Here is a 14,499-nt window from a genome sequence, read left to right on the forward strand (position 1 = left end):
TTGAAAATGAAAAAATTATATATATCAGTTCTTGCTCTGGCTTTGATTTCTACGGGAGGCTGTAAAAAGTTTCTGGAGCAGTCTCCGGATCAGAGAACCCAAATAAATTCAGTAGATAAAGTAGCTCAATTATTAACCAGCGCTTATCCGGAGGCAAATTATATTCCCTTTACAGAATCGGCTTCTGACAATGCAGAAGATAAAGGGCCTACGGTAACTGACCAGCAGAGATTTGTTGTGCAGCCTTATTTCTGGCAGGATAATGATGATTATAACCAGGATACGCCGATTTATTACTGGAATTCCAGCTATACAGCTATCGCCGCTGCAAACGAAGCACTTTCTGCAATTGGAAAAGCTGACAATAAAGCGGATTATGATGCATATAAAGGGGAAGCGTTACTAGCCCGTGCTTATGCGCATTTCATGCTGGTTAATCTATATGCTAAGGTTTATGATCCGACAGGTAACAATACCTCTCCCGGAATTCCTTATGTAACCAGTCCGGAGAAAGTTGTGAATGGTCAATATACACGTGGAACTGTACAGTCAGTTTATGACCAGATTGAGAAGGATATAGTTGAAGGTATGCCATTAATTAAAAATAGCGCCTATACTGTACCTAAATATCATTTCAATCTGGCAGCAGCACATGCTTTTGCCGCAAGATTTTATCTCTTTAAACAGAACTATGCTAAAGTAATTGAACATGCAAGTGCGGTTTCTCCTGGAAATTCATTCGCGACGATCATTAGGCCATGGAGTACACGGTATAAAAATTATACTGGAGCAGAAATGCGTACAAATTTCACCATGGCTACGGAACCTTCAACCTTGTTGCTGATTGAGACTGCTTCTTCATGGGCAAGGACAATACGTCCCCGTTATGGATTCGGACAGATGACAGAAGGCGCTATGTTTGAAACGAATAATGTTACAGGTAAAAGATGGGTGCATGCATTATATACCTACACAGTACCCAACTATTCCTTTTTGAAATGGAATGAGTACTTCGTTAAGACAAGTCAGAACGCAACTATTGGGGAGCCTTATACCATCGTACCGGTATTAACTGCTGACGAAGCGCTGTTAAACAGGGCTGAGGCTTATGTCTCTCTGGGGCAGAATGATCTTGCGCTGAAAGACCTGAATACTTTTGTAAGTACAAGACTGGCTAGTTATAATCCCGTAAGTGATGCTGTTACATTAGCTAAGGTAGCAGACTATTACGGTACTGCTGATAGTAAAACTGGGCTGATCAAGGCAATACTGGATTTTAAGAAAGCAGAATTTGCCATGGAGGGGCTACGTTGGTTTGATATCCTGAGATATAAACTTCCAGTTAAACATAACGTAATGGCTAATAACGGAAGTTCGACCTATATAGAGCTTGGTGCTGATGATCCGCGTCGTTTATTTCAGTTGCCCTCACAAGTTCAACTGTCCGGTATAGATCAGAATCCCAGATAATCCGATAGACTGATATCATTCTAAGGATAGCGTAATCATCATTAAAAAAAATATAGCGATGAAAAATATAATTCAGACAGGTGTTGTTATTTTATTTATTCTAATGACACTCTCTTCTTGTAAAAAGGAGGAAAAACTCAATGCTAATTTATCAATCATTGATAAAAATATTATAGACAAGACTCCAACGGATTTATGGTTGGATGAAAATTATCTAAAACCTTATAATATCGAAACCAAATTCAGATATGATCGTTTTGAATTAACCCTGGGAAAGAATGTGACCCCACCTCTTGAGTCGCAGGTAATCCCTGCCATGGAAATGGTAAAGGCGGTGTGGATCAAACCTTTTGAAGCGGTTGGTGGTGCAGATTTCATAAAAAGGATCTCTCCCAAGCAATTTATTCTGGCAGGAAGTGCTGAGTATAACAGTGATGGGACAATCACGCTAGGAACTGCAGAAGGCGGTCGTAAGATTGTATTATATGTGATCAACAGTTTTGATAAAACAAATCTGGCATCTGTTAAACAGACAATTCAGGTTATACAGCATGAATACACACACATTTTAAATCAGACTGTAGATTATCAGACAGATTTTCAGAATATCTCAAAAGGTGGCTATGTGGCTAACTGGACACAAGAAACTCTGGCAAACGGTAGAGCACTAGGTTTTATTACCCAATATGCAAGGGCAGCTCCAGAAGAAGATTATGCGGAAATGTCTTCAAATATGCTGATGATGGGACGTGTTGTATTTAACGCAATTGTAAGTACTACGCCAGCAGACGGACAATTGAAGTTAAAAAAGAAGGAGCAGTATGTAGTTGACTACTTTAAATCGGCTTTTAATATTGATTTTTATGCATTGCAAACTGAAGTCCAGAATGCGTTGAATAATATTACAGCACCAGTTCTGGCGAAGCTCATTGGTCCGGGAATAGGTTACACGACTCTTTATTCAAATCCGAATACAGATATTAGCCAGTCTTCGGAGTTTTCGGGCTTGTGGAAAACAGCATCGGCAAATATGACTGCCAGTGGATTTACTGTCAATGACATCACAATGACCTTTAAGGCAGCAAATGCAATGACTTTAAGGTATAGCTTCTCGTCTGGTGCTTCGGTTTACCAGGCTGATGCAGATTATACACTGACCATTGATGCTGCTGGGATTGGAACAATCAAACTCTCGGCTACGCAACCAACAACAGCAACATATAACAATATGAACCTGATCAATCCGATGATGGCTCCTGTAAACAACTATTTTAAAAATAATAAATTTAAAATAGACTGGATCAATAAGATTATTCCCGGAAATATTGGGGGAATAGGGTCATTAGGTGCATTTTATAAACAAACGGATGGAAGTTCTTACTTCTACGGGGCTATGGGTCAATAATCTAAATGATAATCAAATGAAAAAAATCGCAATATATACCTTGTTCTCTCTGGCCATATTTTCTGGTTGTAAGAAGAACAATGAAATCCTGGTCGACGGAGAAAGGCCGGAAGAAAGAGTTACCGAAGCATTGACAAAATACAAAACTACCTTGACAAGTAGTCCATTCGGATGGAAAGCATATTTATATCCAAATGGAGGAGGGGGATACTCCTTTTATTTAAATTTTACGGATAAAAACAGGGTTACAATGTATGCTGATTTGGATACTGATCCGGCAACGACGAGTATGGAAAGTTCTTACCGTATAAAAGCAAATCAGATACCATCATTGTTATTTGATACCTATAATTATATGCACAGACTCTCTGATCCTAATCCAAATGTATTTGGTGGAGTTTCGGGATGGGGTCTTTATTCAGATTTTGAATTCTCTTTCCTGCAGCAGGAAAGAGATACTTTAAAATTGGAAGGTAAACTCCTGGGCAGCAAATTTGTATTGGTAAAGGCAAGTAAGGCAGAACAGGATGCTTATAATGCAAAAGGACTATATAATTCGATGGTCGTGTCTTCAAAGTATTTTGACAACAATAAGAATCTGTATTTTAGTATTGATGGTACAATTAAACTTCAAACGCTGTTTAATTATAGTCAGAAAACACTTTCTGTAATCTGGGATGATAAGGGTACTATTAATACTGTTTCCGCACCATTTGTATTTACTTTAACAGGTGTTTTATTACAAAATCCGCTATTTGTGAACGGTAAAATGTTCAGTGAGTTTATATGGGATGCGACAACAGGGAATTTTTATACCACAGTTGATAATAAGCGTATAGATGTTATAGCTGCTTCAGGTCCTTTATTACCTCTTCATGCTTTGATTGGAATTAACTATTCAAGTATCATTGTGCCAAATGCAACCAGTTATCCTGGGTGGTCAGTAGATTTTGTAGCAAGGAGGGCAGCAGTAGCTAATGCAATATTGACCGGTCCTTATAGCTTAAGATTAGATCGTATGATCTTCAGTTTTAATACAGGTCAGCAATCACTAGGTCTTACTACGGATATTTATCAGGGGGCAACTAAATTTACAGGCGTCTTTCCTTTTACCTATACTAAAACGACATCTGGGACTTACAAATTTACAGCAGGGGCACCTACAGGAAATGGAAGTCTGATTGTTAAAGAAATGGCACCCATAACCACTCAAAGATTAAGTGCAGATCAGTTTACTTTAGATTACTTTATAAACCCGACCACGAAACAAGTACTGGGACAGTTCAAGAGTGTTGAGCATCCCGACTTTACATTCTCTGGCACCCTTCAATAAATACGCAACACCTAGAAAAACAAATACCTAAGCTTCCCTCCTTAAATTAAGAAGGGGAGCTTTTTTATTTAATAAGCTTGTTGTATGCAACAGGGTTAAAACATGTAGGAATGAAAAATAATACTCTGGATGTGTATTATATTCCCCATTATTATATTGATAAATCTGACTGGAAAACAGATGTGGTATTGGTTTAAAGAATTTCAGTCTTTTGCGTTCTGATAATTTCGTATAGTTCAATCATTTTTTTTTGCTGGTCGTTGTATCTCGTGTTCAGATCATCCAACTGTTTTTTAAGATCCGGATATTGCTCGTCTTTTGAATTTTTTTCACCTATCCGGAGTAAGTCAACCATCGAAACGCCGTATATATCAGCTATTTGCTGTACTTTATTGAAAGATACATCTGTTATTCCTGTTTCTATTTTAGAATAAGCTGTAACAGATATGCCCAATTGATCGGCTACGATTTTCTGACTAATGCAATGTGTACTGCGAATTGCTCTTAGCTTCTTTCCAATGTTTTGAATCATTTGTTATAGGGTTTGATGAATTAAAAAATGGTATTTTTTCAAAAAAAATATTTTTGCTAAGTGAAATATTGCAAAAGAAAGGCCAAGTAAACAATAATGGCTGGGGCGGTAACATGATGGGGTTAGCTTTGTTAAAGTTCGATTTATTATGGCTATCATTTGAATTTATCAATCCTGTTAGATGGTTTAATAAAATATCTGATAATCGTTTAGCGATACAAATGCGTAATGCAATGCCGATGTTTTGCTGTTTTTTTATTTCAAGTATAGCCTTGGTGATGCTTTTTTTGAAAACAGCAAAAATTTTGTGAATTAACCCCATGTCTTTTTCAGGGTATAAGGTGTGGATAATATCAATTTATTGATCAGGTATGTTATGTGCTGTCCAAAGCATGTTATGTGATGCTTATCTAAATTATTCTAGTAAATATAATCAATAGATAAAATTGGAAAATTTGTAAGAAGGAGTTATAAAGACTTTGACGATCAGGCCTCAGCTAGGTAGTAGGCGGAGGCTTTGTTATTAGAGTTCCGATATGTCAGGGCGAGAGTCTGTTTGTCATCTTGTGGCTCCTGCTAAAGCCAAAAGGAAAAATAAAGAAGAAAAGACCAGTAGAACCGGTCTTTTCTGTCAGGATGGTTATTGCATGGCAGTAGTATCTTTGCTCATTTTTGAATTCATGGGTTTTTTCCATTTCATTGGCATCATTTTACCATTCATGCTCATGACGTTTCCATTTTTCATCATCCATGTTTTTCCATCTTTCATTTTTACGGTTCCATCAGTGGACACTGTTGCACCATTTTTAAGAGTGACAGGCTCTGTCATTTCCATTTTCTTTCCGTCTTTCATCATCCACATCTTTCCGTTCTTCATCATGATATGGTCGTGCATTTTTGCCATTTTCTGATGATGCATCTTTGAATGCATGGTTGTGTCTTGTGCGATAGCAGCACTGCATGAGAGCAGTATCACTGCTGCAAATGCAAGGAATACTTTTTTCATCTTTTTTGTTTTTTGGTTATTTAGTTTTGTTTACGGATAATGTTCTTTAGTTTTAATTTTATTCAGAACATTATTTGTTGTTTATAAACAATCACACTGTAAATTGGTTTTGACTAATTTTATAGACCAAAATAGTGTACGTATTTGAATGTTCGCTGTTAGTATGAAGTTTGCTGATAGCACTTAAAATAGAAATAGTTAAATTTCTATAATAAAATTCCTTTTACTTCCGGATTAAGTAATCAAATAGTTAATTTTAAATGATAATACTTAATTTAACCGAATTGGTCGAATTATTGCTTTGACGGGAATACTAGGTGATTTGATAGTGAATTGTATTTTATTAACTAATTTTAACAGAGATCCTGCTCACTTATGATAAAAACATACTTGCTTTTTTTTCTTATAATGCTCTCAACTCTGGCATATTCACAAACTAACGGTGATTATCTCTATAGCGTAGGTATTAAAGGTTACAGCTATATGCAAATGCCGAAAATTATGAATCAGACGGCTGGAAATACCTATCTGAATAGTTATTTTAATAGTTTCTTGTTGAAATTCAATGATAACCTGTTCAGTTACAGATTAGGCGGAAGTTATTTGAATAGAAATGAGAGTTTTCGTAATAACTGTGATAATTGTGACCTCGTCAGTGGCAAAATGAAAGATTATGCTTTCAAAATTGGTTTTGAAAAGAATCTTACTTATTCCAAGATTCAACCTTATTTAGCTCTTGATTTAGGCTACAGATCAAATAAGTTTGATGGAATTTCAAACAACATAAATCCAATATTAAATGCGCAGGCAGGTGAGGCGAGTGTGGTTATTCCTGCAAATCAAGTCATAGCAACCAAAGAAGGGTTTACAATTACTCCGGTTATAGGAATAAAAATCAACCCTATTAAAGAAATTTCTATCTTCGTGGAAAGTAATCTGGAATTCTTTTACTCTTATGAACGTCAGGAGTCAGTGCCTCAGGATGCTTCAAACGTACGTTCTTTGGATAAATTTCATAAGACAGAATACTTGTTTAATCCTGTTTCAATAGGTATTCAATTTCATATTGGGAATAAAAATTAATGAAGAAAAATGTTATCGTAATTGGTGGTAGTGGACAGCTCGGACAATGCCTGTCTGAGGTTGTTGCAGTAAAAAATGATATGTTCAGTTATGTGTTCCTTTCCAAAGAAGATCTGAACCTTGTAAATGCTGATGAGATAGCAAAACTGTTTGAACAGTACAAACCTTTATATTGTATTAATTGTGCAGCTTATACAGCTGTCGATCAGGCTGAGGAAGATCATGATCGTGTTTTTGAGATCAATGAGTTTGCCGTGAAAAGGCTGGCAGAAAATTGTTTGGCTCACCATACGACACTGATACATATATCAACAGATTTTGTTTTTAATGGAAGTTCGAGTATTCCATTAACGGAGAATATGGATGCCAGTCCAGTGAATGTCTATGGTTTGTCTAAGTTGAAAGGAGAGCAAAGAATTCAGGAGATAATGGATCAGTATTTTATTTTAAGAACCAGTTGGTTATATTCTGAAAAGGCGAATAATTTTGTGAAAACAATGTTAAAGCTGGCACAGAGCAGGGACACCTTAACAGTTATCTTTGATCAGATTGGTACACCAACTTATGCGATGGACCTGGCAAGGGTTATTGTAAATATTATACAAAATGATAAGCAGGCATACGGACTTTATCATTACAGTAATGAAGGTATAGCCTCATGGTATGATTTTGCAAAGGCCGTCTTTGAATTTGCTGAGGTAGATATGAAAGTCTTACCTGTTGCTTCTTCAGCTTTTGTAACCAAGGCAAAGCGTCCACATTATTCTGTTATGGATAAGACAAAAATCAAAACTGTATTGGATGTTGAAATACCCTATTGGAGAGATAGCTTGAATTTCTGTATACAAAATTTATAAGCCGTTTCAAATGTCATATATTTCTCAGAAATCAAATAATTCATTTATCTTTGGTCCCTACATTTAAAAAATATTAACCAAATGAGAGTTGCCCTAATTACAGGTGTTACAGGTCAGGATGGAGCTTATCTTGCAGAATTTCTTTTAAAAAAGGGATATTTTGTTCACGGACTCAAAAGACGTTCTTCTTTGTTTAATACGGAGAGAATAGATCATTTATACCAGGATCAACATGAACATGGGGTTAATTTTAAATTGCATTTCGGGGACCTTACAGATTCTACGAACCTGATTCGTATTATCCAGGAAACACAACCTGATGAGATTTATAATCTCGCAGCGATGAGCCACGTGCAGGTAAGTTTCGAAATGCCGGAATATACTGCAAATGCTGATGGTATAGGAACGCTGAGGTTATTAGAGGCAATACGTATTTTAGGCTTAGAAAAGAAGACGAAAATTTATCAGGCCTCTACCTCTGAATTATATGGCTTGGTACAAGCTGTCCCTCAAAGTGAAAGCACTCCTTTTTATCCCAGATCACCTTATGCTGTCGCAAAGATATATGGTTATTGGATAACTGTAAACTATAGAGAGGCTTATGGAATGTTTGCCAGTAATGGCATTTTATTCAATCATGAAAGTCCATTGAGAGGAGAAACATTCGTTACCCGTAAAATCACAAGGGCTGCCAGTAAAATTGCCTTGGGTCTGCAAAAATGTTTATATCTGGGTAATTTGTCTGCACAAAGGGATTGGGGACATGCTAAAGATTATATTGAGGCAATGTGGCTGATCCTTCAACAGGATAAGGCCGAAGATTTTGTTATTGCAACAGGGGTAACAACGACTGTTCGTGATTTTGTTAAAATGAGTTTTGCAGAACTGGGCATTGAGATAGAGTTTAGCGGCAGAGATGAAAATGAAAAGGGTGTAATTATCGATATCGATCAAAACCTTATTTTATCTCTGGGTTTAAATGATAAATATTTGAAGCCAGGAACTACAGTTGTATGTGTAGATCCTAAGTATTTTAGACCAACTGAGGTAGATTTATTATTAGGTGACCCTACAAAATCTAAAACTCAGTTAGGTTGGGAACCCAAATATGATTTGCCTATGTTAGTTAAAGAAATGGTTCAGTCTGATTTACAATTAATGAAGAAAGATGAATACTTGAAAGAAGGCGGGTTTAATACTTTGAATCATTTTGAATAATAATTAAGCATATTACTACTACAGGTTTACCATATGAATTTTAAAAAAATAATAGCTGCATTACTGTTTTTCTCCTATATGATAGTTGGTCAGCATGTTTATGCTCAGACTAACTATTCTGATGTAAAAGTTGATGAACTGACAGATGCACAAGTCCGTCAATTGATGCAACGTGCTGAGTCTGTTGGTTATAATGATGCGCAGTTGGAGCAAATGGCAGCTGCACAAGGAATGAAGCCCGAAGAGGTAACAAAATTACATATTAGGGTTGAGAAAATCAGAAAGAGTAATAATACAGACAATAAAGTAAGTGAAAGATCTCCTAGTGAAGATTTTTCAGAGAGATCTTACGAAGGTTCAGATTCTACAAGTAATAAAAAATATAATTTAAATAATAAGGCGAAAGCTGAATTAAAGGATGCTTTCGGAAATCTTATTCCAAAAATTTTTGGGGCTGAATTGTTTAAAAATAATGATATAAAGTTTGAGCCTAATTTGAGGATGGCAACTCCTAAAAGCTATATTATAGGTCCTGATGATCAGTTGATAATTGATTTGACGGGAGACAACGAGGCGGATTATAAGCTTCAGGTAAGTCCTGAAGGAACCATCCGTGTGCAATATGTGGGCTTGGTTTCTGTTGGAGGATTATCCATTGAACAGGCCACCTCTAAAATTCGAAGTGCGATGTCTGGTACTTACCCGGGTTTAAGAAGCGGTAGGACTAGTTTGTCTATCAATCTTGGTAATATAAGAAGCATCAAAGTTACACTTCTGGGAGAGGTTGTAAAACCTGGCTCTTATACTTTATCATCTTTGTCTACAGTGTTTAATGCACTTAATGCTTCTGGTGGCCCAAATGATAATGGTTCATTTAGAAAGATACAGGTGATTCGGAATAATAAAATTGTCTCAACAATAGATGTTTATAGTTTCTTATTAAAAGGAATGCAAACTGGGAATATCCGTCTTCAGGATCAGGATGTAATTAATATTCCTGTGTATCAAACAAGAGTGGAGATGTCAGGTGAAGTGAAGAGACCAGCGCTATATGAGGTATTAAGTAATGAATCATTGGAGGACGTTATCAATTTTGCTGGCGGGTTTTCAAATAAAGCGTATACTGCTAAAATTAAGGTTCTACAAAACACAAATAAAGAGAGACGAATCACTGATGTAAACGCAGATGATTTCAGTAAATATAGCCCGCTGAATGGTGATAAATATGTGGTAGAAACTATTTTAGATCGTTTTGCTAACAGAGTGGAAATCGTTGGAGCTGTATTTCGACCAGGACAATATGAGCTGGAAAAAGGGGTAACTTTGAAACAATTAATTCAAAAGGCAGATGGTCTAAAAGAAGATGCTTTTTTAAATAGGGGATATATTTCCAGATTGAATTCTGATAATAGTTTGGCTTTGTTATCTTTTGATGTAGATAAGATATTAAAAGGAACTGAGCAGGATATCCCCCTGAGAAGAGAAGACAAGGTGACCATCTCTTCTATTTTTGATTTGCGAGAAGAATATAAGGTAGATATTAAAGGTGAAGTGAGATCACCAGGTTCGTTTGATTATGCCGAGGGGATGACACTTGAAGCTTTGATTCAAATGGCCGGTGGACTTAGAGAAGGAGCAACTCCAAATCGTATTGAGATTGCAAGGAGAATAAAGAATAGTGATGCTAACTCCATATCCGCTAAGACTGCAGAGATACTAAATGTGAATATTTCCAGAGATTTGAGAGTACAGGATTCGACTTTTGTACTTCAGCCTTTTGATATTGTGTCCATTAGAAGCTCTGAGGGCTATCAGGTTCAGCAGCAGGTTAAGGTAGAAGGTGAGGTTCTTTACCCCGGTATATATACGATTACCAGAAAGGATGAACGCATTTCTGATGTAATTAAAAGAGCGGGAGGTTTGACGGTACTTTCTTTTGCTGAAGGAGCGTCTTTAAAAAGACCTGGACCGGATAAAATTGAGGGAGAAGTAGTAAGGGACAAGAATGGCAAAATTATGGCTGGTAAATCATTGGGATCCTCAAATAAAAATGCCATTGACAGGAAAGAAGAAGAGATGCAAAAGCTGGCTAATCTAAGAAGACTGCAAGGAGTAGGTGTACAGGATACCGCCCAGCTGATACAAGAGGTTAAAATATTAGGAAGTGATCTTGTCGGTATTGATTTAGTTAAAATATTAAAATCTCCTGCTTCAAAATATGATTTATTAGTTGAAGATGGAGACGTCATCAGAGTCCCGAAACAACTTCAAACAGTTCGAGTTACCGGTGAAGTTCTTAGACCTACAAATATTGTTTACAGTCCAAATAAGAGTATGAAACAGTATATTAACGGAGCTGGCGGGTTTACTTATAATGCCAATAAGAAAAGCGCGTATATTCAGTATGCAAATGGGTCAGTAGATGCAGGAAGTAAGTTTTTATTTTTCAATAATTATCCTCGTGTTAAACCTGGAGCGGAAATTTTTGTTCCTAAGCAGGCTCCGAAGGAAAAGCTTGGTATCCAAGGGTTAGTCGGAATCTCAACCGCTCTTGCGTCATTAGCTGCAATATTAATTACTGTATTTCGTAAATAGATGTAGGGTTCTGCTTCAGGACCAGATGAGTGGTTTATTTAAAATTGAATGAAAGCTTGGAAAAGCGCAATATGGAAGATAAAATAAGTGAACATAAGCAGGAAATAGAAGAAATTTCTTTAAAAGAGCTTATACTGAAAATCAGTGAATGGTATCGTTACTTTCTATCTAAGTGGATAGTCATTTTATCTTTTGCATTACTGGGTGCTATTTTAGGTGGTGCATATGCTTACATAAAAAAACCTGTTTACATTGCTAGAACTAGTTTTGTCCTGGAGGATGCTGGGAAGGGGGGAGCAATGGGGCAATATGGTGCACTAGCTTCTATGGCCGGTATTGATCTTGGTGGCAGTGGTGGGAGTGGTATTTTTCAGGGGGATAATATTCTTGAGTTGTATAAGTCTCGCACTATGATTGAAAAAACCTTGTTGACTGATATAGAGAAGAATGGAAAGAAGCAATTACTAGTCGATTGGTATATATCAATCAACAAACTCAGAGAAAAGTGGAATAAAAATCCAAAACTGAAAGGAATCCGGTTTAGCCCACTGCAGTCTGATTCCCCAGGTGCGACTTTCAATCGAGTGCAAGATAGTATATTGGGAGTCATCGTATCTGATATTAGCTTAAATTATCTACTCGTATTTAAGCCAGATAAGAAATTGAGTATTATCAAAGCAGAAGTCCGGGCAAAAGATGAATTTTTTGCGAAGGCTTTCGATGAACAAATTGTGAAAAACGTAAACGATTTTTACGTGCAGACAAAAATAAAGAAATCTACGGAAAACGTAGCAATCTTACAACATAAGACAGATTCTGTAAGAGCTGTAATGAATGGTTCTATCTATACAGCTGCTGCAGTTGCGGATGCAACTCCTAATTTAAATATTACGCGTCAGGTCCAACGAATAGCACCGGTCCAGCGTTCACAGTTTAATGCAGAAATGAATAAGGCAGTTTTAGCAGAATTGTTGAAAAATTTGGAACTTTCAAAAATGAACTTATTGAGAGAAGCGCCTTTAATACAGGTAATTGACGAGCCGGTTTTTCCTTTAGAAATTGAAAAACTAGGGAAATTAAAAGGCATGATTGTTGGAGCTTTTTTATTTGGGTTTTTAACTTGCGTGGTTTTACTAGGTAAGAAAATTTTAACAGCTGTAATGGCTTAAAGAATGGTTACGTATACACTTAAAGTTATAGATAAAATAAATGAGACACAGGACACAGTGACTGTATGTTTTAAGCAGCCTGCGTTAAGAAAAATTAAGTATAAGGCTGGGCAATACCTTACCCTGATTTTTAGAATTAACGGGAGGCGTTATCTCAGGCCTTATTCCTTTTCTTCTGCCCCTGTAATCGACACGACATTAGATGTAACTGTCAAAAGGATTCATAATGGAATTGTTTCTAATCATATACATGATGTAGTAAAAGTAGGAGATAGTATAGAAGTGCTGTCTCCAATGGGAGATTTTATTTATGAAAATAATGAAGCAGATGTATCCCAGATTTTTTTATGGGGAGTAGGTAGTGGTATTACGCCTTTAATCTCCTTAACTAAATATGTCTTAGCAGAATATCCAGATATTAGAATTAATTTAGTTTATGGTAATCGTAATCATGAAAGTACTATCTTTTCAAACTTGATTAATGAGTTACTCATAAAACATCCAGAAAGATTTAAAGTTTGGTATTTTCATACCTTACTTTCTGTTACTGATGCCTCTCCTTTTTTGGTGCAGGGAAGAATCAATAAAAAAAGCGTATTTAATGTTATGAAAGGGATTATTGCAGAGCAATCCCAGCACTATATCTGTGGTCCACTCGGATTAAAGGACTCGGTCAAAGAAGCTCTTTCCGAACTTAATGTCCCCAATTCACGAGTATTGTCAGAGGATTTTGAATTAATCAGAGATCCTGGTGATTTTAACGATGTTCAGACACAGTCGGTTAACTTAAAATTTGAGAACCAGGAGTACATTTTAGAAGTGGTTAAAGGTAAAAGCATTTTGGAATGTGCTTTGGACGCTGGCATTGAATTGCCTTATTCTTGTCAAACTGGTAATTGCAATACATGTAAAGCTAAATTAAAAAATGGAGATTTAAAGATGATAGGGTTAAGTCAGGAAAGAACAGATCTGTTGAGTGATGAGTATTTGTTATGTTGCAGCCATCCTTTAACAAAGGGTGTTAGTTTAGAGGTGTAAGAAAAGAAAATATTAATATGAAGATAGTTATCCTTGCGGGTGGTTTAGGTACCCGGTTATCAGAAGAAACGGTTTTAAAACCGAAACCGATGGTTGAGATTGGTGGAATGCCAATCCTCTGGCACATAATGAAGATTTATTCTTCATATGGTTTCAATGATTTTGTAGTTTGTTTAGGGTATAAAGGATATGTTGTTAAGGAATACTTCGCGAATTATTTCTTGCATAAATCTGATGTGACCATTGACTTAAAAAATAATAGTGTAGAAGTGCATGAATCAGAAGCTGAGCCATGGAAAATAACTTTAGTTGATACAGGTGATGATTCCATGACTGGTGGCAGAATTAAGCGGATACAAAAGTATGTAAAAGATGAACCTTTTATGTTAACTTATGGAGATGGTGTAGGTGATATAAACATTAAGGATTTGGTGGATTATCATAAAAAGCACGGAAAGCTTTTTACCGTTACATCTGTTCAGCCCTCAGGTAGATTTGGAGCTCTGGATTTGTCATCAGATAATGAAGTACGCTCATTTTTGGAGAAACCTAAGGGAGATGGATCATGGATTAATGGAGGTTATATGGTGTGTCAACCTGGTGTCTTTGATTTTATAAAAGACGGAGATTCTACGGTTTGGGAACAGGCGCCAATGCAAAATATAGCTTTGTCCGGAGAGATGAAGGCCTATAAGCATCATGGTTTCTGGCGCCCTATGGATACTTTGAAGGATAAACATGATTTAAACGAGATGTGGAATTCTGGTAATTCGCCCTGGAAAATATGGTAAGT

Annotated in this window: 13 protein-coding genes; 11 read left to right on the forward strand and 2 right to left on the reverse strand. The window is 36.5% G+C overall.

Translation table 11 applies throughout. The features are described from left to right. Positions 1-6: 6 nt before the first annotated feature. Genes HDF25_RS22430 through HDF25_RS22440 form a run of 3 tightly spaced genes read left to right on the forward strand, consistent with a single transcriptional unit; the run spans position 7 to position 4,208 of the window. Positions 7-1,470, forward strand: coding sequence for a RagB/SusD family nutrient uptake outer membrane protein (locus HDF25_RS22430; protein WP_184628634.1), 1,464 nt, complete (start codon positions 7-9; stop codon positions 1,468-1,470). Between the two features lie 58 nt (positions 1,471-1,528). Beyond that, positions 1,529-2,875, forward strand: coding sequence for a putative zinc-binding metallopeptidase (locus tag HDF25_RS22435; protein WP_184628635.1), 1,347 nt, complete (start codon positions 1,529-1,531; stop codon positions 2,873-2,875). Between the two features lie 16 nt (positions 2,876-2,891). Further along, positions 2,892-4,208 (forward strand): DUF4302 domain-containing protein, encoded by a 1,317-nt coding sequence (locus tag HDF25_RS22440; protein ID WP_184628636.1) that lies wholly within the window; start codon positions 2,892-2,894, stop codon positions 4,206-4,208. A 193-nt stretch (positions 4,209-4,401) separates the two neighbouring features. Here the strand turns inward: HDF25_RS22440 and HDF25_RS22445 are convergent, their stop codons facing one another. Continuing rightward, on the reverse strand, positions 4,402-4,740 hold the full coding sequence (locus HDF25_RS22445) for a helix-turn-helix domain-containing protein (RefSeq protein ID WP_184628637.1): 339 nt from the start codon (positions 4,738-4,740) through the stop codon (positions 4,402-4,404). A 53-nt stretch (positions 4,741-4,793) separates the two neighbouring features. On the opposite strand from HDF25_RS22445, the gene HDF25_RS22450 reads away from it, so the two are divergent. After that, positions 4,794-5,051: a hypothetical protein gene (locus tag HDF25_RS22450; RefSeq protein WP_184628638.1), complete on the forward strand. Its 258-nt coding sequence runs from the start codon at positions 4,794-4,796 to the stop codon at positions 5,049-5,051. A 329-nt stretch (positions 5,052-5,380) separates the two neighbouring features. Here HDF25_RS22450 and HDF25_RS22455 read toward each other — a convergent pair whose 3' ends face one another. Beyond that, positions 5,381-5,746 (reverse strand): DUF6799 domain-containing protein, encoded by a 366-nt coding sequence (locus HDF25_RS22455; protein ID WP_184628639.1) that lies wholly within the window; start codon positions 5,744-5,746, stop codon positions 5,381-5,383. A 408-nt stretch (positions 5,747-6,154) separates the two neighbouring features. On the opposite strand from HDF25_RS22455, the gene HDF25_RS22460 reads away from it, so the two are divergent. The 7 genes from HDF25_RS22460 (at position 6,155) to rfbF (ending at position 14,497) form a co-directional block, all read left to right on the forward strand. Beyond that, a complete protein-coding gene (locus HDF25_RS22460) occupies positions 6,155-6,829 on the forward strand; it encodes a hypothetical protein (protein WP_260409444.1) in 675 nt (224 codons plus the stop codon). Continuing rightward, positions 6,829-7,686 (forward strand): dTDP-4-dehydrorhamnose reductase, encoded by an 858-nt coding sequence (rfbD, locus tag HDF25_RS22465; protein ID WP_184628641.1) that lies wholly within the window; start codon positions 6,829-6,831, stop codon positions 7,684-7,686. The genes HDF25_RS22460 and rfbD overlap by 1 nt, the downstream gene beginning before the upstream one ends. An 81-nt stretch (positions 7,687-7,767) precedes the next feature. Further along, positions 7,768-8,904 (forward strand): GDP-mannose 4,6-dehydratase, encoded by a 1,137-nt coding sequence (gene gmd / locus HDF25_RS22470; protein ID WP_184628642.1) that lies wholly within the window; start codon positions 7,768-7,770, stop codon positions 8,902-8,904. A gap of 33 nt (positions 8,905-8,937) precedes the next feature. Continuing rightward, entirely contained in the window at positions 8,938-11,499 is a 2,562-nt protein-coding gene (locus tag HDF25_RS22475; protein ID WP_184628643.1) for an SLBB domain-containing protein, read from the forward strand. A 71-nt stretch (positions 11,500-11,570) separates the two neighbouring features. Then, complete coding sequence (locus HDF25_RS22480) at positions 11,571-12,668, forward strand: lipopolysaccharide biosynthesis protein (protein ID WP_184628644.1); 1,098 nt, start codon at positions 11,571-11,573, stop codon at positions 12,666-12,668. Positions 12,669-12,671: 3 nt separating this feature from the next. Continuing rightward, positions 12,672-13,706 carry a ferredoxin--NADP reductase gene (locus HDF25_RS22485; protein ID WP_184628645.1) on the forward strand — a complete coding sequence of 345 codons (1,035 nt, stop codon included), beginning with the start codon at positions 12,672-12,674 and terminating at the stop codon, positions 13,704-13,706. A 17-nt stretch (positions 13,707-13,723) separates the two neighbouring features. Beyond that, on the forward strand, positions 13,724-14,497 hold the full coding sequence (gene rfbF, locus HDF25_RS22490; RefSeq protein ID WP_184628646.1) for a glucose-1-phosphate cytidylyltransferase: 774 nt from the start codon (positions 13,724-13,726) through the stop codon (positions 14,495-14,497). Positions 14,498-14,499 lie beyond the last annotated feature (2 nt).

This window comes from Pedobacter cryoconitis (genome assembly GCF_014207135.1).
GTDB classification, from domain to species: Bacteria; Bacteroidota; Bacteroidia; order Sphingobacteriales; family Sphingobacteriaceae; genus Pedobacter; species Pedobacter cryoconitis_D.